Genomic DNA, 23,269 nt, shown 5'->3' on the forward strand with positions numbered 1-23,269 from the left:
CCGGTTTTCCGTCCGGAATTGCGTCAAAAACAATGAGGGAGCGCGGACTTTGCTTCCGGCTATTCCTGATGCTGGCGGCGCAGCCGCTGTTCCAGCGCCCGCAGTGCCAGCGACAGGCCGACGGTGAGGATCAGGTAGATATAGGCGACGATCGAATAGGTCTCGAAGAAGCGGAAGGAGCCCGCGGCATAGACCTTGCCCATCTGGGTGATGTCGGCGACGCCGAGCACCGAGACCAGCGAGGAATCCTTGACCATGGCGACGAAGTCGTTGCCGAGCGGCGGCAGGATGGTGCGGATCGCCTGCGGGAAGACGATCAGCCGGAAGCGCTGGACTCGGCTGAGCCCGAGCGCCTTGGCCGCCTCGATCTGGCCCTTCTCGACCGACTGGATGCCGGCGCGGAACACTTCCGAGATGAAGGCCGAGTAGCCGATGGTCAAAGCCATGATGGCGCGCCAGAGCAGCGAGACGTCGCGCACCAGCAGCTCGCCGATCAGGCCGGCGCCCTGCAGCGGCGCGGTCAGCGCATTCCAGGCGGCGACGAAGGCCGGCGCGCCAGCAAAGGCGATCCAGAACAACAGCACCAGGATCGGCACGCCGCGGATGATCTCGACATAGAAGCGCGCGGTCTGGCGCAGCCACTGCGATCCCGACAGCGCCATCAGCGCGATGCCAAGCCCGAGCGCGGAGGCAAGCGCGAACGCGACTGCCGTGACGAAGATGGTGATGCCGATGCCCTTGGTGACGGTGGCGAAGACCTGCGCATAGAGGTCGCTGGAAGCGATGGCGACAGCGGCGGCCAAAGCCAGAACGAGGGCGGCCGTCAGCCACCAGGGGAATTCGGGTTTGGAGGTGGATGCGAGCGCTGCCATCAGGCGATGCCGATGGAGCGGACGTCTCGAGAAGGTAGCGCCCAGGCCCCCCTCTCTGGCCTGCCGGCCATCTCCCCCTCAAGGGGGGAGATCGAACTTCGCGTGGGCTTTCGCCAATCACCAACGTTGAATGAGGAGCACCGTCGGCGGAGCTGCCAATCTCCCCCCTTGAGGGGGAGATGGCCGGCAGGCCAGAGAGGGGGGACTTGGCGCAATGTCAGCGCAATTTCCTGCAAACTCACTGCGCGCAACAAGACGGGCTCACTGCCCCATCTTGTAATCGAGGAACCACTTCTTGTTGAGCTTGTCGAACGTGCCGTCGGCCTTGAGCGCGGCGATGGCGGCGTTGACCGGCTTCACCAGGTCCGAGCCCTTCGGGAAGATGAACCCAAAATCCTCGGTGCCGAGCGGTCCGCCGATCAGCTTGAGCTTGCCTTCGGAGGCATCGACATAGCCCTGGCCGGCGGTGCCGTCGGTGAGCACAACGTCGACGTCGCCCGATTTCAGCGCCTGCACGGTCGCGCCGAACGTCTCGAACAGCTTTATGCGCGGGTTCTGCTCATTGCCGTCGAGCACGCTGTAGACGGCGGTGTAGAAGGGCGTGGTACCGGGCTGGGCGCCGATCAGCCCGTCCTTGAAGGCGGCGAAGCTCTTCGCGTCGGTGAAGCGGCTTTCATCGCCGCGCACCAGCATGAACTGCTCCGAGCGCATATAGGGATCGGAGAAGTCGACCTTCTCCTTGCGGTCGTCCTTGATGGTGATGCCGGTCATGCCGATGTTGTACTGGTTGTCGGAAACCGCCTGGATCATCGCGTCCCAGGAGGTGTTCTGGTACTCGACCTTGAAGTTCAGCCGCTTGGCGATCTCGTCCATCGCGTCATATTCCCAGCCGATCTGCTTGCCGGTCTTTTTGTCGATGAACTGCAGCGGCGGATAGGCGTTTTCCGTCACCACCACGACCTTCCTGCCGCCGAGGTCCGGCAAATTGTCGGCGAGCGCCGCGACAGGCGCGAGAAGCCAGGCCACCATGGCGGCCAGCAGCAGTTTCGACTTGGTCATGACAAACTCCCCGAAGATGATTGGCGGCGCGATGTTCACGCGCCAAGAGAAAATCCGGCGCCGACTTTAGCTTGCCGCAAGCGCCTTGCAAGCCGCTCCGCACTGCCGCGGCGCGTGAATGCGCAATCCAGTGCTCTTCAAGGATGGTTTCGAAACGCGAAGGCTTCGATCAAATTCCGCACGCTTGCGACAGCTGCACAACAAAAAAGGCGGCCGAAGCCGCCTTTCCGAAACCTGTCTCGCAAAAACCTTATTCGGCCGAAGCGGCCTCGGCGGCAGCCTTCTTCTCGGCGGCTTCCTTGGCAGCCGTCTCGGCGGCCAGCGCCTGGGCCGCGGCGACCTTCTCGGCCTCGATGCGGGCGCGTTCGGCGTTCAGCGCATCGCGCTCCTCATCGTTCAGCTTGCGGGCGCGCACGCCGGTGTTTTCCGAAATGCGGGCCGACTTGCCGCGACGGTCGCGCAGGTAATAGAGCTTGGCGCGGCGAACCTTACCGCGGCGCACGATCTCGACACCCTCGACCATCGGCGAGTAGACCGGGAAAACGCGCTCGACGCCTTCGCCGTAGGAAATCTTGCGTACGGTGAAATTCTCCTGAAAGCCCGAGCCGGCGCGGGCGATGACGACGCCCTCATAGGCCTGGACGCGGGTGCGGGTGCCTTCGGTGACGCGCACCTGGACGCGCACGGTGTCGCCCGGCTGGAATTCGGGCAGCTTGCGCTTGGCTTCGATCTTGGCGGCCTGTTCGGCCTCGAGCTGACGGATGAGATCCATCTCAAATATCCACTTCTTGTTCTTCCGACAGTCAGAGCGTCCTGCGCTCGCCTTGCAGTTCCAATGACCGCTCGGTTATGCCCTTTGTCGAAACATCGGGCAGGGACGGCTACACCGCACTTGTTGACGGGTCCAGAAGATCGTTCTTCCGGTTCGGGCGGGCACATACAGCCATTTTGCCGCTTTGTCACGCCCTAATGCATGTCGCCCGGACGTGTGCGCGGTTCCGGGACGACGACGTGCACCGAAACTCGGGCTTTGGGGCTATTTTGCGTCCATGGCCCCATGTTTGCTGCGGTCGTGCCGGGTTGCGCGCGGCTTGCAAGCTTCCTAAGCGGGGAAATGACTTTTTTCGATGCCGCCTTGCTCTTTCTCTCGGGTTTTGTCTCCGGCGCGGTCAATGCCGTCGCCGGCGGCGGCACCTTCGTCACCTTCGGCGCCATGAGCTTGGTCGGCCTGCCGCCGATCGTCGCCAATGCCACCTCCTCGGTGACGCAGTTTCCCGGCTACATCACCTCGACGCTCGCCTATCTCGACGACATCAGGCATTTCTGGCGCCAGGCGCTGCTGCTCTGCGTCATCTCCGCCCTCGGCGCGCTGGCCGGCTCGCTGATCCTGCTTGCGCTCTCCAATCCGTCTTTTCGCGCGCTGGTGCCCTGGCTGCTGATCGCCGCCACCGCGCTGTTCGCCGCCGGGCCGTGGCTGAAACCGGCGCCCAAGCCTGGGGCCGAAGCCAAGGTCGGCTCATTCGCCGGATCGCTCGCCCAGTTCGCGACCTCCGTCTATGGCGGCTTTTTCGGCGCCGGCATGGGCGTGATGATGTTGGCGACGCTCGGCCTGACGCAGGCCGGCGACTACCACCGGCTCAACGCGCTGAAGAACATGCTGGCCGTGGTGATCGCAGCCATCGCCATCCTGGTCTTCGTTTCGGGCGGCGTTGTCGCCTGGCCGCAGGCGATCGTCATGATCCCGGGCGGCGCGCTCGGCGGCTATGCCGGCGTCTGGATCGCCAAGCGCGTGCCGCAGGGCGTCGTGCGCGGCTTCGTCGTCGCCGTTGGCCTGTTCCTGGCCTTTTATTATTTCACCAAGGGCTGAGCGCGCAGCAAGTCAGGCCGCCGTTCCCGCGTCAGCTTCTCGGCCTCCGCGCGACGCCATTCTGCAATCTTCTTGTGGTTGCCGGAAATCAGCACGTCGGGTATCGGCCTGCCTTCGAATTCCTGCGGCCGCGTGTAATGCGGATGCTCGAGCAGCCCGTTCTCGAAACTTTCTTCCTCGCCCGAGACGGCATTGCCCATGACGCCCGGCAGCAGCCGCACCACGGCATCGAGCAGCACAAGTGCTGCCGGCTCGCCGCCCGACAGGATGAAATCGCCGACCGAGACCTCCTCCAGTCCCCGCGCCTCAATCAGCCGCTGGTCGACGCCTTCGAAGCGGCCGCACAGGATGACCGCGCCCGGGCCGGCGGCGAGCTCGCGCACGCGCGCTTGCGTCAGCGGTTTGCCGCGCGGACTCATCAGCAGCCTTGGGCGCTTATCACCCGGAGGCGCGGCGTGGTCGATGGCCTTGGCCAGCACATCGGCGCGCATCACCATGCCGGCGCCGCCGCCGGCCGGCGTGTCGTCGACGGTGCGATGCCTGTCGGTGGCGAAATCGCGGATCTGGATCGCTTCGAGCGACCAAGTTCCGGCCTCCAGCGCGCGGCCGGCCAGCGACAGGCCGAGCGCGCCCGGAAACATCTCCGGATAGAGCGTCAGCACCGAGGCGGCAAAGCTCACCGATTGCCCCCGGCATCCTTCGGTCCGCGCGGCCGACCCTTCGGGTCGAAGCCGGCATCCCTGGGCGCTTCGTCGCCTTCTTCGTCTTCGACCAGCCCCGCCGCCTGAGGGTTGACCTCAACGAATCCGTCGGCGATCGAGACATGCGGCACCGCGGCCTGCGTGAACGGGATCAGCACGCCCTTGCGACCGGCAAGCGTGACGTCGAGTATGTCGCCGCCACCGAAATTATGCACGGCGACGACCCTGCCGATGACGCCCGTATCGTCCCTTACATCGAGGCCGATGAGATCGGCGTGATAGAACTCGTCCTCCTCGCCGTCGTCGGGCAACACCGAGCGGTCGACGAAAAGCTCGGTGCCGGCCAGCGCCTCGGCGGCGTTGCGGTCACCGACGCCTTTGAAACGCACGACCACCACAGTCCCGGCCGGTCTGATATCGGTGATCTGGAAGGCGCGGCCGTCCCTGGCATAAAGCGGGCCGTAATCGGCCAGCGCCAGCGGGTCTCCGGTGAAAGTTTTCACCCGCAATTCGCCCTTGATGCCGTGCGCGGCACCGATCACGGCCATCTGTACGGGGTTTTCGAGCTTCGGCATCGGCGGCGCTTCCTTTGCCCTGCTCTAATCCCCTCAAGCCGTCATTTCAATGACGCCTCTTCACCGCTTCCTAACCCGCATGCCCGAAACTGCCACCATGCAGGAATTCCTCGTCCCGGCAAAACCCGACCTTCAGGCGGCCCGCGAGACCTGGCTGAAAACGCTGGCGCATGAGCGCCGCCTGTCGCCGGAGACGGTCGAGGCCTATGAGCGCGACACCCGCCAGTTCCTGCACTTCTTGACCGGCCATTGCGGCGGCGCGCCGGGTATCTCCGACATCGCGGACCTGCGGCCGGCCGATCTGCGCGGCTTCCTCGCTGCGCGGCGCAATGAAGGCGCTGGCGCCCGCACGCTGGGGCGCGGCCTTGCCGGCATCCGCTCGCTGCTGCGCTTTCTCGAAAAACGCGGGATGGTCAACGCGGCAGGCGCCGCAGCCCTGCGCGCGCCGCGCCAGCCGAAATCGCTGCCCAAGCCGCTGACGGCAAGCGACGCCAGGCAGGTCGTGGCGATGGAGGGCCAACTGGCGGAAGAGCCGTGGATCGCCGCACGCAACGCCGCCGTGCTGACGCTGCTCTACGGCTCCGGCCTGCGCATCTCCGAGGCGCTGGGCCTGACCGGCGCTGACCTCGCAACGGAAGCCGACAGTGTGCTGCGCGTCACCGGCAAGGGCGGCAAGACGCGGCTGGTGCCGGTGCTGCCGGTGGCCCGCAAGGCGGTTGCCGAATACCGCCGGCTCTGCCCTTTCCATATTGGTCCCGACGGCCCGCTGTTCCGCGGTGCCCGTGGCGGCCCGCTCAACCCGGCCATCGTCCAGCGCGAGATGGCGAAGCTGCGCTCGGCGCTCAACCTGCCCGACACCGCGACGCCGCATGCCCTGCGGCATTCCTTCGCCACCCACCTGCTCGGCCGCGGCGGCGATCTCCGCACCATCCAGGAGCTGCTCGGCCACGCCAGCCTGTCGACCACCCAGATCTACACCGGCGTCGACACCGCGAGGCTGCTCGACATCTACGAGAAGGCGCATCCAAGGGCGTGAACGCTTCTGAGGCCATTCGGAGCCCTCCGAACTCGTCATTCTAGGGCGAAGCAAGGAGCGGAGCGACGCGCGCAGACCCTGGAATCCCATGCCGTGCACTAGGCCGTGGGGTGCAACGGTGCAGAATTCTGGGCCGCAGCGGCGCTTTGAAGGCACGGCATGGATCCTCGGGTCTGCGCGCGTCGCTTCGCTCCTTGCTCCGCCCGTGGATGACGACGTGATGGGCGTTTCCGCTAACCACCAAGGCGCGCCATGTCCATACGCGTCGCCAACCCGCAGAACGTCTACGCCGCAAACCAGAACCGACCGAAGACAATTTCCCCGATCCGATTAACCGTTTTGCCGCTTTTCGGCGCTAAGATGCTTCTTCATGAAACGCGTCATCGCCATCGCCGACCGCGCGGCCCTGGTCTCGTTGAAGCTGCTTGCAGCGCTCAACCTGCTGTTCTTCCTGTCTTTCCTGGCCGTCCTGTTGCTTGCCGGCCGGGCGCTTGCCGCAGCGCCCAATTGCGCCGGCGCCGATCTGTTGACGGCACTGGAGAAGAACGATCCCGCCGCCTTCAAGAAGGTCGAGACCGAGGCCGCGGCCGTACCCAACGGCAAGGGCCTGCTGTGGAAGCTGGAGAAGCCCGGCGAAAAACCGTCCTATCTGTTCGGCACCATGCACATGACCGATACCCGCGTCACGACGCTGCCGGCCGCGGCGCAGAAAGCCTATGACGGCGCCGGCACAATCGTCATTGAAACCACCGACGCAATGGACAAGGCCAAGATGATGGCCGCGATGGCCAGCGAACCCGGCCTGATGATGTTCACCGACGACACCACCCTGTCGTCGCTGTTGTCGCCGGACGATGCGGCCGCACTGGACAAGGGGCTCGACGCGCGTGGCATCCCGCCGGCGACGGTCGCCAAGATGAAGCCGTGGATCCTCTCGGCGATGATGGCGTTGCCGGCCTGCGAGGTGGCGCGCCAGAGCGCCGGCGAACCCGTGCTGGACGTCAAGCTTGCCTCGGACGCCAAGGCTTCGGGAAAGGACGTCGAAGGGCTCGAAACCGCCGTCGATCAATTGCGCGCCATGGCTTCGCTGCCGATCGAATTCCACATGAAGAGCCTGGTCGAGACGATGAAGCTCGGCGACAAAGTGAACGACGTCAACGAGACGATGATCGTGCTCTACCAGCGTGGCGAGGTCGGCATGTTCTGGCCGCTGTTCCGCGCCGTGCTGCCGGAGACGGCGGACGACGAGGCCGGCTATGCCGCCTTCGAGCAGACCATTATCACCAGCCGCAACAAGGTGATGGCGGCGCATGCCGGGCCGATTCTGGCCAAGGGCAACGTCTTCATGGCCGTCGGCGCCATGCATCTGCCCGGTCCGGAAGGACTGGTCGAGGATTTTCGCAAGGCAGGGTATAGTGTTACCGCCGTCAACTGAGTCGTCTGGCGGCTGGCGGACCTGAAAACGCCGGTTTTTCAGCGCTTTCCGTCCGTTCGCGTGAAACCCGATGCGGGCTCAGCGCGTTGATGGCTGTTATTTTGATGACTTTCATCCAAGGAGGACACGTTTCATGGCGAACCCTAACGATCCCTACACCCCTTCGAGCACGCCTCCCCCAACGCGTGGCGGTGGTGGCGGCAGCGGGTGGCTGATCGCCCTTGTTGTCATTATCCTGGCCATTGTTGCGTATTATGTCTTTGGCAGAAGCGGCGGCGAGCATGCCCCCGCCCCGTCTGAGCCGCCGGCGGCCAGCACGCCTGCCCCGGCGCCTGCAACGCCCGCTCCGGCGCCTGAGCCAACTCCAGCGCCCACCCCGGCTCCCACGCCAGCTCCGGCGCCTACGCCTACGCCTACGCCGACCCCGGCTCCGGCTCCGGCACCTGCGCCGGCCCAGTAATCCGGCTACAGCTTGACGACAAACGGCCCGCCGATGGGCGGGCCGTTTTGGTTGGGGGCGACTACGGCGGCCTTCGTCATACCCGGGCTTGACCCGGGTATCCATGCCGCGACCGTTGCCGTAGAGCGCAACAGCGCAAAATTCTGCAACCGTTGCAATGCCTTAGCGTCACGGCATGATCCTGGGGTCTACGCGCGTCGCTTCGCTCCTTGCTTCGCCCTAGGGCCGAAGCGATGGCGCTGGTGCGCAGCTAAATATGAATCGGCTTGAAGAACGTCGCCAGCGCCGCTTCCTTGACCGCTTCCGACATCGTCGGATGCGCGTGGCAGGTCCGCGCCAGGTCTTCCGAGGAGCCGCCGAATTCCATCAGCACCGCCGCCTCGTGGATCATCTCACCGGCGCCGAAGCCGACGATATGGACGCCGAGCACGCGGTCGCTCGCCTTATCGGCCAGGATCTTCACGAAGCCGTCGGTGTGCAGCATGGCTCGCGCGCGGCCATTGGCGCTGAACGGGAATTTGCCGGCCTTGTAGTCGATGCCGGCCTTCTTCAGCTCTTCTTCGGTCTTGCCGACCGAAGCGATTTCCGGGCTGGTGTAGACGACGCTCGGGATGACGTCGTAGTTCACGTGACCGGCCTGGCCGGCGATCGTTTCCGCCACCGCGACGCCCTCATCCTCGGCCTTGTGCGCGAGCATCGGCCCGGCAATGACGTCGCCGATGGCATAAATGCCGGACACATTGGTCCTCAAATGCCCATCCGTCTTGACACGGCCGCGCTCGTCGACCTCGACGCCGGCTTCCTTCAGCCCCAGGCTGTCGGCATAGGGGCGCCGCCCGGTGGCGACCAGCACGACATCCGCCTCGATGGTTTCGGCCGCGCCGCCCTTGACCGGCTCGAAGGTGACGCTGGCGCCCTTCTTGACCTTGGCGACGCCGGTGACCTTGGCGCCGAGCTTGAACTCGAAACCCTGCTTGGAAAGCAGCCGCTGGAACTGCTTCGACACCTCGCCGTCCATGCCGCCCAGAATAGTGTCCAGGAACTCGACGACCGTGACCTTGGAGCCGAGCCTGGCCCACACCGAGCCGAGCTCCAGCCCGATGACGCCGCCGCCGACGACGACGAGGCTGGCGGGCACCTTGGCCAGCGACAACGCGCCGGTGGAGGAGACGATCGCCTTCTCGTCGAAATCGACCTTGACGCCCGGAATGCCGGCGACATCCGAGCCGGTGGCGATGACGATGTTCTTGGTCTCGATCTCCTCGACCTTGCCGTCCTCGCCGGTCACCGAAACCTTGCCGGCTCCGACCACCTTGCCGGTGCCGCGAAAGGAATCGATCTTGTTCTTCTTGAACAGGAAGGCGACGCCGTTGACGTTGGACGCCACCGTCGTGTCCTTATGCGCCATCATCTTCTTCAGATTGAGCTTCGGCGCCGGGATCTCGACGCCCAGCGTATCGAAGGCATGGCCGGCTTCCGCGAACATCTCGGAGGCGTGGAGCAGCGCCTTCGACGGGATGCAGCCGATGTTGAGGCAGGTGCCGCCGAAGGTGGCGTTCTTCTCGACCACTGCCGTCTTCAGCCCGAGTTGCGCCGCCTTGATGGCGCAGACATAGCCGCCCGGTCCCGATCCGATGATTACGACGTCATAAGCCATAGTCTTGTCCTTTGTTTTGGCGCCTATCGGCCGCCGCTCACATTCAGGATCGCGCCCGTTATATAGGAGGCCGCGTCCGACAGAAGATAGAGAACCGCGCTGGCGACTTCGTCCGCCGTGCCCGCGCGTTTCATCGGCAGCATGTCCCGCATCCGCGCCACCCGGTCGGGCTGGCCGCCCGACGCGTGGATCTCAGTTTCGGTGATGCCGGGGCTGACCGCGTTGACGCGAATGCCTTCGAGCACCACCTCACGCGCCAGACCGATGGTCATGGTGTCGATCGCGCCCTTGGAGGCGGCATAGTCGACATATTCGCCGGGCGAGCCCAGCCTAGCCGCCGCCGAGGACAAGTTGACGATGGCGCCGCCGTGGCCGCCATGTCGCGTCGACATGCGCTTGACCGCTTCGCGGGCGCAGAGAAAGGAGCCGACGATATTGATGTGCATCATGCGCTCCAGCCGCGCCGCGCTCATCTCGTCGACCCGCGCCTTGACGTCGACGATGCCGGCATTGTTGACGAAGGCGTCGAGCCGGCCGAAGGCCCGGTCGACGGCTTCGAACATCGCCAGGACATCGGCTTCGTTGCCGACATCGCCCTTGACGGCGAAAGCCTCGCCGCCAACGGCTTTCAGCTCGGCGACCAGCTTGTCCGCCGCGTTCTGGTCGGAAACATAGTTGACCGCCACACGGTAGCCGGCCTGGTTCGCCTGCCGGCAGATGGCGGCGCCGATGCCGCGGCTGCCGCCGGTGACCAGCAGCGTCTTCTTGTCGGTGCTCATTCCTGGCAGCCTTTCAGGATAAAGACGTCCCACGGCACCTTGGAGAAGCCGGCGGGACCGTAAGCGGCCGACATCTCCAGCGACGCTCCGAGATCGGGAAAGATCAGGCTTTTCGGTGCGTCGGCGCCTTCGGCCGGCAGCAGGCCGATCGTGCCCTTGTCGTCGGCGCTGTAGACGACGCCTTCCCAGACCGTGCAGGCGGCAAGCTCCTCGCCGGTGACATCGCCCGTCGGGCATTTGTACATCAGCGAGCCGTGCGGCCGCGCGGCGCTGCCTTCGGTCCACATCGCGATGCCGTCGAGCACGACATTGTTGTCGAGGATCATGCGGAAGGCGTTGGTGATCGTCGCCGAACTGCCGGCCGGCGTGAAGTCGATCTCGGCACCGCTCTGCGCCTCACCATAGACGGCAAGCTGGATCGGGCAGGCAGCCTGGGCGGCGGAAGCCGACAACAAAACCGCCGATCTAGTCATCCACCGGGTTATGGGTGAGGCAAGTATCCTCATCGATCGGCCTCGTTACGGCCATCGGCGTTTTCGAGCACTTCGAAGTCGGTCATCAGGAGCAGTGGTTCGCCGGATGCGTCCAACCCCCAGAAAGACCGATACGCGCCGTCGCCATACCCAGTGTCGAACATGGCGACGTTGACCGGGTTGCCTTCGACCGGACTATCGATACAAAACCTGTCGATAGTACAGGCGACGTCAGCGAGATAGTCATCAAGTTCCTGCTGGTCGGACATTAGCGTCAGAACAGACTTGTCCATGAATGACGCAACCGCGTCATCGACGATAAATTCAAGAAATTCTGACTTATAGACCGGCGGGCGATCGGGAACGAAGGTCGCCAATTCCCAGCGTATTGGCAAGCCGGGGCCGAACCGCAAGACCGCTGCCGCAATGCAGCCCTGCGCCTGAAGCAGTATGACCGGATAGCGTCCCGGCTTCACCTTGCGGCTGAAGGCAGGCCGGCTTAGTCCGGTGATGAGCGGATCGCAGGCAACGATTTCGCCGGTGGGCAATTCAAGCTCACCGATCGTGGTGACGGTGATCTTCCGTTCCGCCATCTCGGCAGAGCTGAGAGCGAAGACGCCGAGGTTGCTGCTGATCTCGGAGGCCTCCCAATCGGCGGGCGAAGCGACCACGGGCAAGTCGGAGAAAAGCCAGACGCGTCCACGCCGAAGGAATCGGCGTAAGGCATCTGACCAGCCGCTCATTGCGGATCAGCTCCGATCACAGATCGAGCACCAGCCGCTCGGGATCCTCCAGGCTTTCCTTGACCCGCACCAGGAAGGTCACCGCTTCCTTGCCGTCGACAATGCGGTGATCGTAGCTGAGCGCCAGATACATCATCGGCCGGATGACGATCTGGCCGCCGACTACCATCGGCCGCTCCTGGATCTTGTGCATGCCGAGAATGCCCGACTGCGGCGCATTCAGGATCGGCGTCGACATCAGCGACCCGTAAACACCACCGTTGGAAATCGTAAACGTCCCGCCTTGCATATCCGCCACCGACAGCTTGCCGTCGCGCGCTGCGAGGCCCAGGCGGCCGATCTCCTTCTCGATCTCGGCGATGGACATCTGGTCGGCATCGCGCACCACCGGCACCACCAGCCCCTTGTCGGTGCCGACGGCGACGCCGACATGGGCGAAGTTCTTGTAGATGATGTCGGTGCCGTCGATCTCGGCATTGACCGCCGGGATCTCCTTCAGCGCATGCGTCACAGCCTTGGTGAAGAAGCCCATGAAGCCGAGCTTCACGCCATGCTTCTTCTCGAACACGTCCTTGTATTTGGCCCTCAGCGCCATCACCGCGCTCATATCCACCTCGTTGAAGGTGGTGAGCATGGCGGCGGTCGACTGCGCCTCCTTCAGGCGGCGCGCGATGGTCTGGCGCAGCTTGGTCATGCGCACGCGCTCCTCGCGCGGCGCATCCTCGGCGGTGGACGGCGCGCGGGCCGCGGCGGGCGCCGGAGCGGCCTTCGGCATCTCGGCCGGCTGGGAAGGGGCGCCCTTGGCGATGGCGTCGAGCACATCGCCCTTCAGCACCTGGCCGCGCTTGCCGGAACCGGACAGCTGGTCGACCGAGAGATTGTGTTCCGCGATCAGTTTGGCCGCGGCCGGCGCCGGCGGCATGGTGCGCGGCTCGACCGGACCGGCGTCGCCGGCCATCTTGGCGGTTTCGGCCGCCGCCTGCTTGGTGGTGGACGCGGCGTCCGGGCTGGACGCCTGCGCCACCGCCTGCGGCTTGGTGGCGGGCGCTGCAGCCGCGCCGCCGGCCGAAATCGAGCCGAGCAGCGCCCCGACATTGACCGTCTCGCCTTCCTTGACGGCGATCTCGGCCAGCGTTCCGGCGCCCGCGGCGGGCACTTCCACCGTCACCTTGTCGGTTTCGAGCTCGACCAGGGGCTCGTCGGCGGCGATCGCGTCGCCGACCTTCTTGAACCACTTGCCGACAGTCGCCTCGGTGACGGATTCGCCGAGAGTGGGGACGCGGATTTCGGTAGCCATTGTGCCTGTCCGTTGTCTTCTTGAGGTCTGTTTCGTCCGGCCTGTTTGCGCGCCCGGCGCCCTATTCGCCGAGAGCGTCGTCGAGCAGCGCGGCCAGCTGGCTGAGATGCTTCGACATCAACCCTGTCGCCGGCGAGGCCGAGGCCGGCCGTCCGGTGTAGCGCACCCGCTGATGCTTGGCATCGATATGCGCCAGCACCCATTCGAGATAGGGATCGATGAACGACCAGGCGCCCATGTTCTTGGGCTCCTCCTGGCACCACACCATCTCGGCATTGCGGAAACGCGACAGCTCGGTGATCAGCGCCTTGGCCGGGAACGGATAGAGCTGTTCGACGCGCAGCAGGTAGATGTCGTTGATGCCGCGCTTCTCACGCTCCTCATAGAGGTCGTAATAGACCTTGCCCGAGCACAGCACGACGCGGCGTATCTTGGAGTCCTTCACCAGCTTGATAGGCTGGTCGGCCAAGAGCTGCGCATCGTCCCAAAGCAGTCGGTGGAACGAGCTTTCGCCCGCCATCTCCGACAGCGTCGACACCGCGCGCTTGTGGCGCAGCAGCGATTTAGGCGTCATCAGGATCAGCGGCTTGCGGAAGTCGCGCTTCAGCTGTCGGCGCAAGATATGGAAATAGTTAGCCGGCGTGGTGACGTTGGCGACCTGCATATTGTCTTCCGCGCAGAGCTGCAGGAAGCGCTCCAGCCGCGCCGACGAGTGCTCCGGCCCCTGGCCCTCATAGCCATGCGGCAGCAGGCAGACGAGACCCGACATGCGGAGCCACTTGCGCTCGCCCGACGAGATGAACTGGTCGAACACCACCTGGGCGCCATTGGCGAAGTCGCCGAACTGCGCTTCCCAGAGCGTCAGCGCCTTGGGCTCGGCCAGGCTGTAGCCGTATTCGAAGCCGAGCACCGCCTCTTCAGAGAGCATCGAGTTGATGACCTCGTAGCCGGCCTGCGCCGCCGAGAGATTGTTGAGCGGAATGTAGCGGGTCTCGTCGCGCTGGTCGTAAAGCACCGAATGGCGCTGCGAGAAGGTGCCGCGTTCCGAATCCTGGCCGGAAAGCCGGATCGGATTGCCGTCGAGCAGGATAGCGCCGAAGGCCAGCGCCTCGGCCGTCGACCAATCGATGCCTTCGCCCGACTCGATTGCCTGGCGGCGGTTTTCAAGGAAGCGCAGGATGGTCTTGTGCGCCTCGAAGTCCTTCGGCACCTCGGTCAGCTTCTTGCCGATCTCCTTCAGCGTGCGCACCGGCACGGCGGTCTTGCCGCGCCGCTGTTCGTCCTGGTTGTCGGCGGTGCGCAGGCCCGACCACGCGCCGTCCAGCCAGTCGGCCTTGTTGGGCTTGTAGTGCTGGCCGACTTCCCATTCGGCTTCCAGATGCGCGCGCCAGTCGGCCCGCATCTTGTCGACCTCGGCCTGGGTGACGTGGCCTTCGGCGATCAGCCGGTCGGCATAGATCTGCACCACCGTCTTATGGCTGCGGATGTTGCGGTACATGATCGGCTGGGTGAAGGACGGTTCATCGCCCTCATTGTGACCGAAGCGGCGGTAGCAGAACATGTCCACCACCACCGGCTTGTGGAACTTCATGCGGAATTCGGTCGCAACCTTCGCGGCATGCACCACCGCTTCCGGATCGTCGCCATTGACGTGGAAGATCGGCGCCTCGATCATCTTGGCCACATCCGACGGATAGGGTGAGGAACGCGAGAAGCGCGGATTGGTGGTGAAACCGATCTGGTTGTTGATGATGAAATGCAACGTGCCGGCGACGCGATGCCCGCGCAGGCCCGACAGGCCGAGGATTTCCGCGATCACGCCCTGGCCGGCAAAGGCGGCGTCGCCGTGCAGCAGCAGCGGCATGACCTTGGCGCGCTCAGACAGCGGCACGATCTCGCCGCGCTCACGGCCGGACAACTGATCCTGCTTGGCGCGCGCCTTGCCCATCACGACAGGGTCGACGATTTCCAGATGCGAGGGGTTGGCCGTCAGCGACAGGTGCACCTTGTTGCCGTCGAACTCGCGGTCTGACGAGGCGCCGAGGTGATACTTGACGTCGCCCGAGCCTTCGACTTCGTCGGGAGCCGCCGAGCCGCCCTTGAATTCGTGGAAGATGGCGCGGTGCGGCTTGGCCATCACCTGGGAGAGCACGTTGAGGCGGCCGCGATGCGCCATGCCGAGCACGATTTCCTTCAAGCCGAGCTGGCCGCCGCGCTTGACGATCTGTTCCAGCGCCGGGATCAGCGACTCGCTGCCATCGAGGCCGAAACGCTTGGTGCCCTTGTACTTGACGTCGATATATTGCTCGAAGCCCTCGGCCTCGACCAGCTTCGACAGGATCGCCTTCTTGCCGGTGGCGGTGAAGGTGATCTCCTTGTCGGCGCCTTCGATGCGCGCCTGAATCCAAGCCTTCTCTTCCGGATCGGAGATGTGCATGAACTCGACGCCGAGCGTCGAGCAATAGGTGCGGGTCAGGATATCCAGCATCTGCCGGATGGTGCCGAATTCGAGGCCTAGCACATTGTCGAGGAAGATCGGCCGGTCATAATCGGCTTCGGTGAACCCGTAATTCTCCGGCGACAGCTCGTTATAATCCTCGAGCGGCTTGGCGATGCCGAGCGGGTCGAGATTGGCGTGCAGGTGGCCGCGCATGCGGTAGGCGCGGATCATCATGATGGCGCGCACGGAATCGCGCGTCGCCTGGTGCACGTCGGCGTCGGAAAGCATGGCGCCGTTGATGACGGCCTTTTCCTTGACCTTCTTTTCGATCGCCTTTTCGACCAGACCCCAATTGCCGTCGAGCGCCGAGACCAGCTCGCCATTGGCCTGCAGCGGCCAGGAAGGCTTCGCCCAGGACGCGCCCTTGGCGTTCTTGCGGACATCGCCCGCGTCATCCTTCAGCGCCGCGAAGAAATCCTGCCACTCCGGATCGACGGAGGCGGGATTGTCCTCATAGGCCGCGTAGAGCGCGTCGATGTAATCGGCATTGCCGCCATAGAGGAATGAGGTGAGCGAGAATTGGTCGTTGGCCTGATCTTGTCTTGCCATTTTCGTCTGCGGAGCCTGGCTCCGTCTCCTTTTTGGAGCGAATAGTGAGTAGCGAATAGCGAGTAGGGACTGCCCGGATCGCGCTGCTACTCTGTTTTTCCTATTCGCTATTCGCTACTCACTATTCGCTACTCACTTAACCCTTGATCGCCTCGACCAGCGTCGTGCCGAGCCGCGCCGGCGACGGCGACACCTTGATGCCGGCCGATTCCATCGCCGCGATCTTATCTTCCGCGCCGCCCTTGCCGCCGGAGATCACCGCGCCCGCGTGGCCCATGGTGCGGCCGGCCGGCGCCGTGCGCCCGGCGATGAAGCCCGCCATCGGTTTCTTGCGGCCGCGCTTGGCTTCGTCCTTGAGGAACTGCGCGGCGTCTTCCTCGGCCGAGCCGCCGATCTCGCCGATCATGATGATCGACTTGGTCTCGTCGTCGGCGAGGAACATCTCCAGCACGTCGATGAATTCGGTGCCCTTGACCGGGTCGCCGCCGATGCCCACCGCTGTGGTCTGGCCGAGGCCGACATTGGTGGTCTGGAAGACTGCCTCATAGGTAAGCGTTCCCGAGCGCGAAACAACGCCGACCGAGCCCTTGCGGAAGATGTTGCCGGGCATGATGCCGATCTTGCATTCGTCGGGCGTCAGCACGCCCGGGCAGTTCGGGCCGATCAGCCGCGAGGTGGAGCGGTCGAGCCGCGCCTTGACCTTGACCATGTCCATCACAGGGATGCCTTCGGTGATGCAGACGATGAGCGGGATCTCGGCCTCGATCGCCTCGATGATGGCCTCGCCGGCTCCCGCCGGCGGCACGTAGATGACGGAGGCGTTGGCGCCGGTCTTTGCCTTGCCCTCGGCGACGGTGGCGAAGATCGGCAGGTTTTCGCCTTTCGAACCGGTCCAGGTCTCGCCGCCCTTCTTGGGATGGATGCCGCCCACCATCTTGGTGCCGTGATAGGCCAGCGCCTGCTCGGTGTGGAACGTGCCGGTCTTGCCGGTCAGACCCTGAACCAAGACCTTGGTGTTCTTGTCGACGAGAATGGACATGGGTGGGAACGCCTCTGAATTCAGCGATTACAAGAAAGGATTGACGGCCCGGACCGAGCCATAGACCTGGTTGTGGTTGAGATCTTCGGTGTAGAAAATCGGCGCGCCGAGCCGTTCCGCGGCTGCAAGCAACGCCGCGTCGTAATATTTGAGCTGATAGCGACGCGCGAGACGAAGCCCCGCGATGACATAGGCCTGATCGACCGGGACAAAAGGAAGCGTGCCGAGAAAGACCAGCCATTGGTCGACCACAGCATCGGCCGAGACCGACTTCCGCCTTGCCACGTTGGCGAACTCTGCCAAGGTCTGGCCAGAGACGCCGAACACGGTCCCGAGGACAAGGCCTTGCGCGATATCGTGGCGGCGAGGATCACTCGTCCTCTCCGAAGCCGCGTACAGGAGGACGTTCGAGTCGAGAAAGCATTCTATCCTCTCGTTCGGCATAGATCTCGTCCCGGTTCCATTTGTATGCAGGGCCTAGATCGAGCGGCGATTCTTTCATCAACCTGCGCATGCCTTCCCGCGCCCAGGCGATCCGGTCTTCCTGCTCGACCTCATGCGCGAGCAGCGTGCGAATAAGGGCATTGAGCGTCGTCTGGCGACGCCCAGCGAGGCCACGCGCCTTTTCAAGGAGGGCCTCGTCAATGGCCAAGGTGACGTTCTTCATTGTCCGTCTCCACATAAATACACAGGTACAATATGTGTGATTATGTGTGGCCCTTCAACCGTCCTGATCTCCATCGCTCAGCCTTCCTTCATCTCGGAAGGCGAAACGCGCCGGTAGAGGCCGCTCACCATGTCTTGCCACGCATCGCTGCCGGCGGGCTTGAACTGAAGTTTCATGCGGTAGGCGTCAGTGCCGTCAAAGCTGTACGCCATGCGTGCGGCGCCGCGTGGCGACGAGCGTTCCAGCATCAGCTCGCTGCCGTTCCACGTGCCGGTAGCCGGCGACATCGGCACGAACCCCATCGAGTCGAACTGATGCATGGTGACGAGGCCGCTCTGCTGGTCGAAGCCGAACACATTATGCGCGCCGAACGAGACGGTGCCGTCCCGGCGCTGGCGATAGCGCTGCACCACGAACAGGCCGCCGAACTCAGCCTCCGCCAGCACTTCCGAAGTCGCCGCACCGGCGTCGGTCCATTGCGTGGCCGCGACCTCTTCCTCGCCGCGCCACGCGCCGACCAGCGCCTGCAGGCGTTGGTGACCGTCAGAGAGGGAAGAGAAGGGTGACGCGTTCATGGCTCAGAGCCGCTTCAGGTCGGTGACGGTGAGGTCACTCCGGGCGTTGCCGGTGTTCAAGGTCGTCGCCGGCTCGAACATCAGCACCACCGGCTCCTTCGTCAGCGAGCGCGGCCGATGCTCGACGCCGCGCGGCACGACGATGAAGTCGCCCTCGCCGAGCTCTACCGGCCCGTCGCGGAAATCGATGGCGATCCTGCCGCGCAGCACCAGGAAGGCCTCGTCCTCATTGTCATGCGCATGCCAGTCGAAAACCTCGCCGAACTTGGCGACCTTGGCCTGGGCATCGTTGACGTCGCCGGCGATATGCGGATCGAAGACCTTGGCGATCTTCGCGTCCGCCGCCTCGACCAGGTTTATCTTGCGCGGAGGCATCCGCTCAGCCCTTCACCGCCGCCACGATCTTCTTGGCCGCGTCGTCGAGATCGTCGGCCGACACGACATTGAGGCCGCTGTCGTTGATGATCTTCTTGCCGAGCTCGGCATTGGTGCCTTCGAGGCGCACGACCAGCGGCACCTTGAGGCCCACCTCCTTGACCGCGGCGATCACGCCCTCGGCGATGACGTCGCACTTCATGATGCCGCCGAAGATGTTGATCAGGATGCCTTCGACGGCCGGATCCTTGGTGATGATCTTGAACGCCGCCGTGACCTTTTCCTTGGAAGCGCCGCCGCCGACGTCGAGGAAGTTAGCCGGCTCAGCACCATAGAGCTTGATGATGTCCATCGTCGCCATGGCAAGGCCGGCGCCGTTGACCATGCAGCCGATATTGCCGTCGAGCGCGACATAGGCGAGGTCGTATTTCGACGCCTCGATCTCCTTCTCGTCCTCCTCGGAAGTGTCGCGCAATTCCATCACGTCCGGGTGGCGGAACAGCGCATTGTTGTCGAACGACACTTTGGCGTCCAAGACGCGCAGATGGCCGTCCTTCATGACGATCAGCGGATTGACCTCGAGCAGGCTCATGTCCTTCTCGACGAAGGCTTTGTAGAGGATCGGGAACAGCGTGCCGCCATCCTTCGCCGCATCGCCGTCGAGCTTCAGCGCGGCGTTGAGCTTCTTCACGTCGTCGGCGCTCACGCCCTTTTCCGGATCGATGGCAACGGTGACGATCTTTTCCGGCGTGTCGTGCGCGACCGTCTCGATGTCCATGCCGCCCTCGGTCGAGACGACGAAGGCGATGCGGCCGACCGAGCGGTCGACCAGGATCGACAGATAGAGCTCGCGCTCGATGTCGGCGCCGTCCTCGATATAGAGACGGTTGACCTGCTTGCCGGCAGGTCCCGTCTGCTTGGTGACCAGCGTGTGGCCGAGCATCTCGTTGGCATTGGCGACGACTTCCGCCGCCGACTTCGCCAGGCGCACGCCGCCCTTGGCATCGGGGCCGAGCTCCTTGAACTTGCCCTTGCCGCGGCCGCCGGCGTGGATCTGGCTCTTCACGACATAGAGCGGGCCGGGCAGCGCTTCTGCCGCGGCTTCCGCCTCGCTGGCTTTGAACACCGGAACGCCGCTTGCGACCGGCGCGCCGAACGTCTTCAGCAGCGCCTTGGCCTGATACTCATGGATGTTCATGCGCGTGGTCTCCGGGGGAAGGACGTTTTATTTGCCGGCGAGGTGCGGGGCGATCTTGGTGCAGGCCTCGGTGAGGCCCTGCACGGCCGCCACCGAATTGTCGAACATCTTCTGCTCGGCCTTGGACAGATCGATCTCGATGACGCGCTCGACGCCGCCGGCGCCGATCACTACCGGAACGCCGACATAGGTGTTCTTCACGCCATACTGGCCCGAGAGATGCGCAGCGCAGGGCAGCACGCGCTTCTTGTCCTTGAGATAGGATTCGGCCATCGCGATCGCCGAGGCGGCCGGCGCGTAATAGGCCGAGCCGGTCTTCAACAGGCCGACGATCTCGGCGCCGCCATCGCGGGTGCGCTGCACGATCTGGTCGAGCTTCTCCTTTGAGGTCCAGCCCATCTTGACGAGGTCGGGCAGCGGGATGCCGGCCACAGTCGAATAGCGGATCATCGGCACCATGGAATCGCCGTGGCCGCCGAGCACGAAGGCGGTGACGTCCTCGACCGAGACCTTGAACTCCTCGGCCAGGAAGTAGCGGAAGCGGGCGCTGTCGAGCACGCCGGCCATGCCGACGACATGGCTGGTCGGCAGCCCGGAGAACTTCTGCAGTGCCCAGACCATGGCGTCGAGCGGGTTGGTGATGCAGATGACGAAGGCCTTCGGCGCATATTTCTTGAGGCCGGCGCCAACCTGTTCCATCACCTTCAGGTTGATGCCAAGAAGGTCGTCGCGGCTCATGCCGGGCTTGCGCGGCACGCCGGCGGTGACGATGCACACATCCGCGCCCTCGATGCCGGCATAGTCGTTGACGCCGGTCAGCCGGGAATCGAAGCCGTCGACCGGCGAAGACTGCGCGATGTCGAGACCCTTGCCCTGCGGAATGCCCTCGGCGATATCGAACAGCACCACGTCGCCGAGATCCTTGAGGCCGATCATATGGGCGAGCGTGCCGCCGATCATGCCCGAGCCGATGAGCGCTATCTTGTTGCGTGCCATGTGAGGATGTTTTCCTTTGTCTGTGACGAAGTCGTGACGGGCCGGAGGGGCCGAAAGGATGCGGGAAACCGCGAGATTTGGCCGCACCGAATAACTCCGGCGCGCAAGAAATTCAAACGATTATTTTGAGCCTAACGTTTTCAATCGGTTAGATGCACTGGGAATTACGTAAACGTCAAAGTTTATGAGCCGACTGAGGAGAATTTACACATTGAACGTCGAAATCAGAAGGCTTCATCCGGGCGATGACGCGGTTGTGACTTAAGCAGGGCACCGCTGAACGAAATTCAGGCTTGCGCCTGCCTCACCTCTGCAGCCGCCACCTCCTTTTTTCGCCGTTCCGCCCAGCCGTCCAGCCAGTCGCGGCTCTGCATCTCGACCAGGCGCGAGGCTGTACGCTCGAATTCGAACACTTCCGTGCCGCGCTTGGCCGTATAAAGCCGTTCGGGCGGCGCCGCCGCGCTCATCACCAGCCGCATGCGGTGGTCGTAGAGCGTGTCGATCAAAAGGATGAAGCGCTTGGCCTCGTTGCGCTTGCCTTCGCCCAGCACCGGCACATGGTCGATGAAAACGGTCGAGAAGCGGCCGGCGATCGCCAGATAGTCGCGCGCGCCGAGCGGCTTTTCGCAGAGGTCGGCAAAGGAAAAGCGCGCCGCGTCGCCGGCGGCGCGCGGCACGACGAGCTGGCGGCCTTTCAGCGTCAGCGTCACCTCGCCGATCTGCTGGCCATGCGTCATCGCCTTCCAGGCCTCGTCGAGCGCGCGCTCGGCCGCGGCGTCGTCCGGCGTGACATAAACCGGCTGGCGGTTGAGCTTTTCCTGGCGGTAGTCCTTCTCGGCATCCAGCGTCATCACATGTGCATTGCGCTCGAGCAGCGAGATGAACGGCAGGAAGAGCTGGCGGTTCAACCCGTCGCGATAAAGGTTCTCCGGCGCCACATTGGAGGTGGCGACCAGCACCACGCCGTTGGCGAACAGCGCCGAGAACAGGCGCGACAGGATCATCGCGTCGGCGATGTCGGTGACGGAGAACTCGTCGAAGCACAGCACCCAGGCTTCATCGGCCAGCGCCCGCGCCACCGGCGGGATCGGGTCGTCTTCCTTGACCGCGCCTTCCTTACGCGCCTGCCGGTGCTTCTGGATGCGGTCCTGCACATCGGCCATGAAGTCGTTGAAATGCACGCGGCGCTTGCGCCGGACCGGCAACAGCTCGAAGAACATGTCCATCAGCATGGTCTTGCCGCGACCGACGCCGCCATGGATGTAGAGGCCTTTGACCGGCTCGCGCGGCTGACGCTTGGCCGCGAACAGCCAGCCCAGCGCGCTCGATTTATGCGCCAGCCTTTTGGCCGAGATCTCGTCTATCAACCGGTCGAGCGCAGCGACGATCCGCTCCTGCGCCGGGTCGCGCTCGGCCGCGCCGCTTTGGACGAGATGCTCGTAGCGCTGCCTGACGGTCGCGTGGGTCTGGATACCGTCGCGCAGGTGCATGGGTCCGGTCTTTTGCATTCTTTTGCGCGGAACGCCTGAGGAAAGGCCAGGGTGTGTTGAGCTTCAGGTCAGGCCGAGTCGAAAATGGCGGGTTCCGAGAACCGGAGCGGAGCGTACTTGAAGTACGTGAGCACCGGTCTACGCCGGCCATAGCCTTAATTCAACTACCACGCCACTCCTAAGTGCTTCGGCCGGCGAAGGCCGGAAGCGCAGGAAACCGGCATTTGCAGGCCGGCCTCACCTGAATATCAGCACACCCTCGCGTTATCTTGTAAGCGAGATAGGTTGCCCGTTGGAAGTCTGGCCATCGAACTTTTCGCCGCCGGAGGAATAGAGCCTGGCCAGCGTGCCGCCGTTCTCGTCGTAAAGCGTCAGCTGCTTGCCGGCGACATTCCACGACTTGATGCCGTCGATCGGCGCCGGGCAGTGCAGCGGACCGGCGCGGTAGCCGGCGCCGAACTTGGTCTGCGGCGTCGCCACCTTGCAGCTCTGCCCGGAGACATTGACGTTCCAGACGCCGGCGACGCTGGCCGCGGTGAGATCGGTGGCGCCGGCGGGCGCGGTGCCGTCCGGCGGCAGCGACGCGACCTGGGTGTTCTTCGGAGCGGTCGGGAATTGCGACGGATCGGCGGCGCCGGGGGAAGCCGGCGGCGGCAGCTGATTCTGCGTCACCGTGCCGGAGGGCGCCGGGGTCAGCGGTGCCGGCTGCTGGTCGTCCATCGACGAGAAGCGCGAGGTCGAGCAGCCGCTCGCAACGAGCGCGGCCAGCGATACGGCCACAAGGCCAGTCCTTGAAAAATGCATTTACCACCTCCGTCGGATCTGGCCGGGGGGAGCCATCCGCGTAATCTCCGCTTCACCAAGACGGCGAAGGTGGCAGAATTTCAACCCGATATGGTTAAAATAGGGTTTTCGAAACGGCTGTT

23 protein-coding genes are annotated in these 23,269 nt (G+C 64.4%); 3 read left to right on the forward strand and 20 right to left on the reverse strand.

Going from position 1 to position 23,269, the window contains the following annotated elements:
* Window positions 1–59: 59 nt before the first annotated feature.
* From LB538_RS27155 to rplS, 3 genes are all read right to left on the reverse strand, one after another.
* On the reverse strand, window positions 60–872 hold the full coding sequence (locus LB538_RS27155; RefSeq protein ID WP_224532137.1) for an amino acid ABC transporter permease: 813 nt from the start codon (window positions 870–872) through the stop codon (window positions 60–62).
* Window positions 873–1,133: 261 nt separating this feature from the next.
* A complete protein-coding gene (locus tag LB538_RS27160; RefSeq protein ID WP_224532136.1) occupies window positions 1,134–1,931 on the reverse strand; it encodes a basic amino acid ABC transporter substrate-binding protein in 798 nt (265 codons plus the stop codon).
* Between the two features lie 250 nt (window positions 1,932–2,181).
* Window positions 2,182–2,703, reverse strand: coding sequence for a 50S ribosomal protein L19 (rplS, locus tag LB538_RS27165; RefSeq protein WP_095769549.1), 522 nt, complete (start codon window positions 2,701–2,703; stop codon window positions 2,182–2,184).
* 342 nt (window positions 2,704–3,045) lie between these two features.
* On the opposite strand from rplS, the gene LB538_RS27170 reads away from it, so the two are divergent.
* On the forward strand, window positions 3,046–3,798 hold the full coding sequence (locus LB538_RS27170) for a sulfite exporter TauE/SafE family protein (RefSeq protein ID WP_224532135.1): 753 nt from the start codon (window positions 3,046–3,048) through the stop codon (window positions 3,796–3,798).
* On the opposite strand, the gene trmD is transcribed toward LB538_RS27170, so the two are convergent.
* Both trmD and rimM read right to left on the reverse strand, forming a co-directional pair.
* Window positions 3,780–4,478, reverse strand: coding sequence for a tRNA (guanosine(37)-N1)-methyltransferase TrmD (gene trmD, locus LB538_RS27175; RefSeq protein ID WP_224532134.1), 699 nt, complete (start codon window positions 4,476–4,478; stop codon window positions 3,780–3,782). The two genes, LB538_RS27170 and trmD, sit on opposite strands and share 19 nt — an antisense overlap.
* Complete coding sequence (gene rimM, locus LB538_RS27180; protein ID WP_224532133.1) at window positions 4,475–5,074, reverse strand: ribosome maturation factor RimM; 600 nt, start codon at window positions 5,072–5,074, stop codon at window positions 4,475–4,477. Before rimM ends, trmD begins: the two co-directional genes overlap by 4 nt.
* Window positions 5,075–5,171: 97 nt before the next feature.
* Between rimM and LB538_RS27185 the strand changes: the two genes are divergently transcribed.
* Both LB538_RS27185 and LB538_RS27190 read left to right on the forward strand, forming a co-directional pair.
* Window positions 5,172–6,110, forward strand: a complete 939-nt coding sequence (locus LB538_RS27185; RefSeq protein ID WP_224532154.1) for a tyrosine recombinase XerC — start codon at window positions 5,172–5,174, stop codon at window positions 6,108–6,110.
* 370 nt (window positions 6,111–6,480) lie between these two features.
* Window positions 6,481–7,545 (forward strand): TraB/GumN family protein, encoded by a 1,065-nt coding sequence (locus tag LB538_RS27190; protein WP_224532132.1) that lies wholly within the window; start codon window positions 6,481–6,483, stop codon window positions 7,543–7,545.
* Window positions 7,546–8,255: 710 nt separating this feature from the next.
* Here LB538_RS27190 and lpdA read toward each other — a convergent pair.
* The 15 genes from lpdA to LB538_RS27265 all read right to left on the reverse strand — a co-directional run bounded on the left by lpdA (window position 8,256) and on the right by LB538_RS27265 (window position 23,147).
* Window positions 8,256–9,662, reverse strand: a complete 1,407-nt coding sequence (lpdA, locus tag LB538_RS27195; protein WP_224532131.1) for a dihydrolipoyl dehydrogenase — start codon at window positions 9,660–9,662, stop codon at window positions 8,256–8,258.
* 23 nt (window positions 9,663–9,685) lie between these two features.
* Complete coding sequence (locus tag LB538_RS27200; protein WP_224532130.1) at window positions 9,686–10,441, reverse strand: SDR family oxidoreductase; 756 nt, start codon at window positions 10,439–10,441, stop codon at window positions 9,686–9,688.
* Window positions 10,438–10,914 carry a hypothetical protein gene (locus LB538_RS27205; RefSeq protein ID WP_318011909.1) on the reverse strand — a complete coding sequence of 159 codons (477 nt, stop codon included), beginning with the start codon at window positions 10,912–10,914 and terminating at the stop codon, window positions 10,438–10,440. Before LB538_RS27205 ends, LB538_RS27200 begins: the two co-directional genes overlap by 4 nt.
* 29 nt (window positions 10,915–10,943) lie before the next feature.
* The gene (locus LB538_RS27210; protein ID WP_224532128.1) at window positions 10,944–11,657 is read right to left on the reverse strand and encodes a DUF4241 domain-containing protein; all 714 of its coding nucleotides are present in this window, start codon (window positions 11,655–11,657) and stop codon (window positions 10,944–10,946) included.
* Between the two features lie 16 nt (window positions 11,658–11,673).
* A complete protein-coding gene (gene odhB, locus LB538_RS27215; RefSeq protein WP_224532127.1) occupies window positions 11,674–12,954 on the reverse strand; it encodes a 2-oxoglutarate dehydrogenase complex dihydrolipoyllysine-residue succinyltransferase in 1,281 nt (426 codons plus the stop codon).
* A 61-nt stretch (window positions 12,955–13,015) separates the two neighbouring features.
* Window positions 13,016–16,003, reverse strand: a complete 2,988-nt coding sequence (locus LB538_RS27220; protein WP_140846352.1) for a 2-oxoglutarate dehydrogenase E1 component — start codon at window positions 16,001–16,003, stop codon at window positions 13,016–13,018.
* 136 nt (window positions 16,004–16,139) lie between these two features.
* A complete protein-coding gene (sucD, locus tag LB538_RS27225; RefSeq protein ID WP_224532126.1) occupies window positions 16,140–17,042 on the reverse strand; it encodes a succinate--CoA ligase subunit alpha in 903 nt (300 codons plus the stop codon).
* 27 nt (window positions 17,043–17,069) lie between these two features.
* The gene (locus LB538_RS27230) at window positions 17,070–17,486 is read right to left on the reverse strand and encodes a PIN domain-containing protein (protein WP_095769536.1); all 417 of its coding nucleotides are present in this window, start codon (window positions 17,484–17,486) and stop codon (window positions 17,070–17,072) included.
* Window positions 17,413–17,709, reverse strand: coding sequence for a hypothetical protein (locus LB538_RS27235; RefSeq protein WP_140846351.1), 297 nt, complete (start codon window positions 17,707–17,709; stop codon window positions 17,413–17,415). The genes LB538_RS27230 and LB538_RS27235 overlap by 74 nt, the downstream gene beginning before the upstream one ends.
* Window positions 17,710–17,786: 77 nt before the next feature.
* A complete protein-coding gene (locus LB538_RS27240) occupies window positions 17,787–18,284 on the reverse strand; it encodes a DUF1579 family protein (RefSeq protein WP_224532125.1) in 498 nt (165 codons plus the stop codon).
* A 3-nt stretch (window positions 18,285–18,287) separates the two neighbouring features.
* Window positions 18,288–18,659 carry a cupin domain-containing protein gene (locus LB538_RS27245; protein WP_224532124.1) on the reverse strand — a complete coding sequence of 124 codons (372 nt, stop codon included), beginning with the start codon at window positions 18,657–18,659 and terminating at the stop codon, window positions 18,288–18,290.
* A 4-nt stretch (window positions 18,660–18,663) separates the two neighbouring features.
* The gene (sucC, locus tag LB538_RS27250; RefSeq protein ID WP_140846348.1) at window positions 18,664–19,857 is read right to left on the reverse strand and encodes an ADP-forming succinate--CoA ligase subunit beta; all 1,194 of its coding nucleotides are present in this window, start codon (window positions 19,855–19,857) and stop codon (window positions 18,664–18,666) included.
* 27 nt (window positions 19,858–19,884) lie between these two features.
* Window positions 19,885–20,853, reverse strand: coding sequence for a malate dehydrogenase (gene mdh, locus LB538_RS27255; protein ID WP_224518094.1), 969 nt, complete (start codon window positions 20,851–20,853; stop codon window positions 19,885–19,887).
* Between the two features lie 287 nt (window positions 20,854–21,140).
* Window positions 21,141–22,343: a cell division protein ZapE gene (gene zapE, locus LB538_RS27260; protein WP_224532123.1), complete on the reverse strand. Its 1,203-nt coding sequence runs from the start codon at window positions 22,341–22,343 to the stop codon at window positions 21,141–21,143.
* A gap of 264 nt (window positions 22,344–22,607) precedes the next feature.
* Window positions 22,608–23,147: a protease inhibitor Inh/omp19 family protein gene (locus LB538_RS27265; RefSeq protein ID WP_095769531.1), complete on the reverse strand. Its 540-nt coding sequence runs from the start codon at window positions 23,145–23,147 to the stop codon at window positions 22,608–22,610.
* Window positions 23,148–23,269: the final 122 nt, after the last annotated feature.

This window comes from Mesorhizobium sp. Ca11 (genome assembly GCF_020165275.1).
In the GTDB taxonomy this organism is placed as follows: domain Bacteria; phylum Pseudomonadota; class Alphaproteobacteria; order Rhizobiales; family Rhizobiaceae; genus Mesorhizobium.

Bases quoted from the DNA above. Each gene is read 5' to 3' on its own strand.
- LB538_RS27220 (WP_140846352.1), bottom strand. From the start codon at position 16,003: ATGGCAAGACAAGATCAGGCCAACGACCAATTCTCGCTCACCTCATTC.
- LB538_RS27155 (WP_224532137.1), bottom strand. From the start codon at position 872: ATGGCAGCGCTCGCATCCACCTCCAAACCCGAATTCCCCTGGTGGCTG.
- LB538_RS27190 (WP_224532132.1), top strand. From the start codon at position 6,481: ATGAAACGCGTCATCGCCATCGCCGACCGCGCGGCCCTGGTCTCGTTG.
- odhB (WP_224532127.1), bottom strand. From the start codon at position 12,954: ATGGCTACCGAAATCCGCGTCCCCACTCTCGGCGAATCCGTCACCGAG.
- rplS (WP_095769549.1), bottom strand. From the start codon at position 2,703: ATGGATCTCATCCGTCAGCTCGAGGCCGAACAGGCCGCCAAGATCGAA.
- LB538_RS27200 (WP_224532130.1), bottom strand. From the start codon at position 10,441: ATGAGCACCGACAAGAAGACGCTGCTGGTCACCGGCGGCAGCCGCGGC.
- lpdA (WP_224532131.1), bottom strand. From the start codon at position 9,662: ATGGCTTATGACGTCGTAATCATCGGATCGGGACCGGGCGGCTATGTC.
- LB538_RS27240 (WP_224532125.1), bottom strand. From the start codon at position 18,284: ATGAACGCGTCACCCTTCTCTTCCCTCTCTGACGGTCACCAACGCCTG.
- LB538_RS27210 (WP_224532128.1), bottom strand. From the start codon at position 11,657: ATGAGCGGCTGGTCAGATGCCTTACGCCGATTCCTTCGGCGTGGACGC.
- sucC (WP_140846348.1), bottom strand. From the start codon at position 19,857: ATGAACATCCATGAGTATCAGGCCAAGGCGCTGCTGAAGACGTTCGGC.
- zapE (WP_224532123.1), bottom strand. From the start codon at position 22,343: ATGCACCTGCGCGACGGTATCCAGACCCACGCGACCGTCAGGCAGCGC.
- LB538_RS27205 (WP_318011909.1), bottom strand. From the start codon at position 10,914: ATGACTAGATCGGCGGTTTTGTTGTCGGCTTCCGCCGCCCAGGCTGCC.
- LB538_RS27160 (WP_224532136.1), bottom strand. From the start codon at position 1,931: ATGACCAAGTCGAAACTGCTGCTGGCCGCCATGGTGGCCTGGCTTCTC.
- LB538_RS27245 (WP_224532124.1), bottom strand. From the start codon at position 18,659: ATGCCTCCGCGCAAGATAAACCTGGTCGAGGCGGCGGACGCGAAGATC.
- LB538_RS27230 (WP_095769536.1), bottom strand. From the start codon at position 17,486: ATGCCGAACGAGAGGATAGAATGCTTTCTCGACTCGAACGTCCTCCTG.
- LB538_RS27265 (WP_095769531.1), bottom strand. From the start codon at position 23,147: ATGCATTTTTCAAGGACTGGCCTTGTGGCCGTATCGCTGGCCGCGCTC.
- rimM (WP_224532133.1), bottom strand. From the start codon at position 5,074: ATGCCGAAGCTCGAAAACCCCGTACAGATGGCCGTGATCGGTGCCGCG.
- sucD (WP_224532126.1), bottom strand. From the start codon at position 17,042: ATGTCCATTCTCGTCGACAAGAACACCAAGGTCTTGGTTCAGGGTCTG.
- LB538_RS27185 (WP_224532154.1), top strand. From the start codon at position 5,172: ATGCAGGAATTCCTCGTCCCGGCAAAACCCGACCTTCAGGCGGCCCGC.
- LB538_RS27170 (WP_224532135.1), top strand. From the start codon at position 3,046: ATGACTTTTTTCGATGCCGCCTTGCTCTTTCTCTCGGGTTTTGTCTCC.
- mdh (WP_224518094.1), bottom strand. From the start codon at position 20,853: ATGGCACGCAACAAGATAGCGCTCATCGGCTCGGGCATGATCGGCGGC.
- LB538_RS27235 (WP_140846351.1), bottom strand. From the start codon at position 17,709: ATGAAGAACGTCACCTTGGCCATTGACGAGGCCCTCCTTGAAAAGGCG.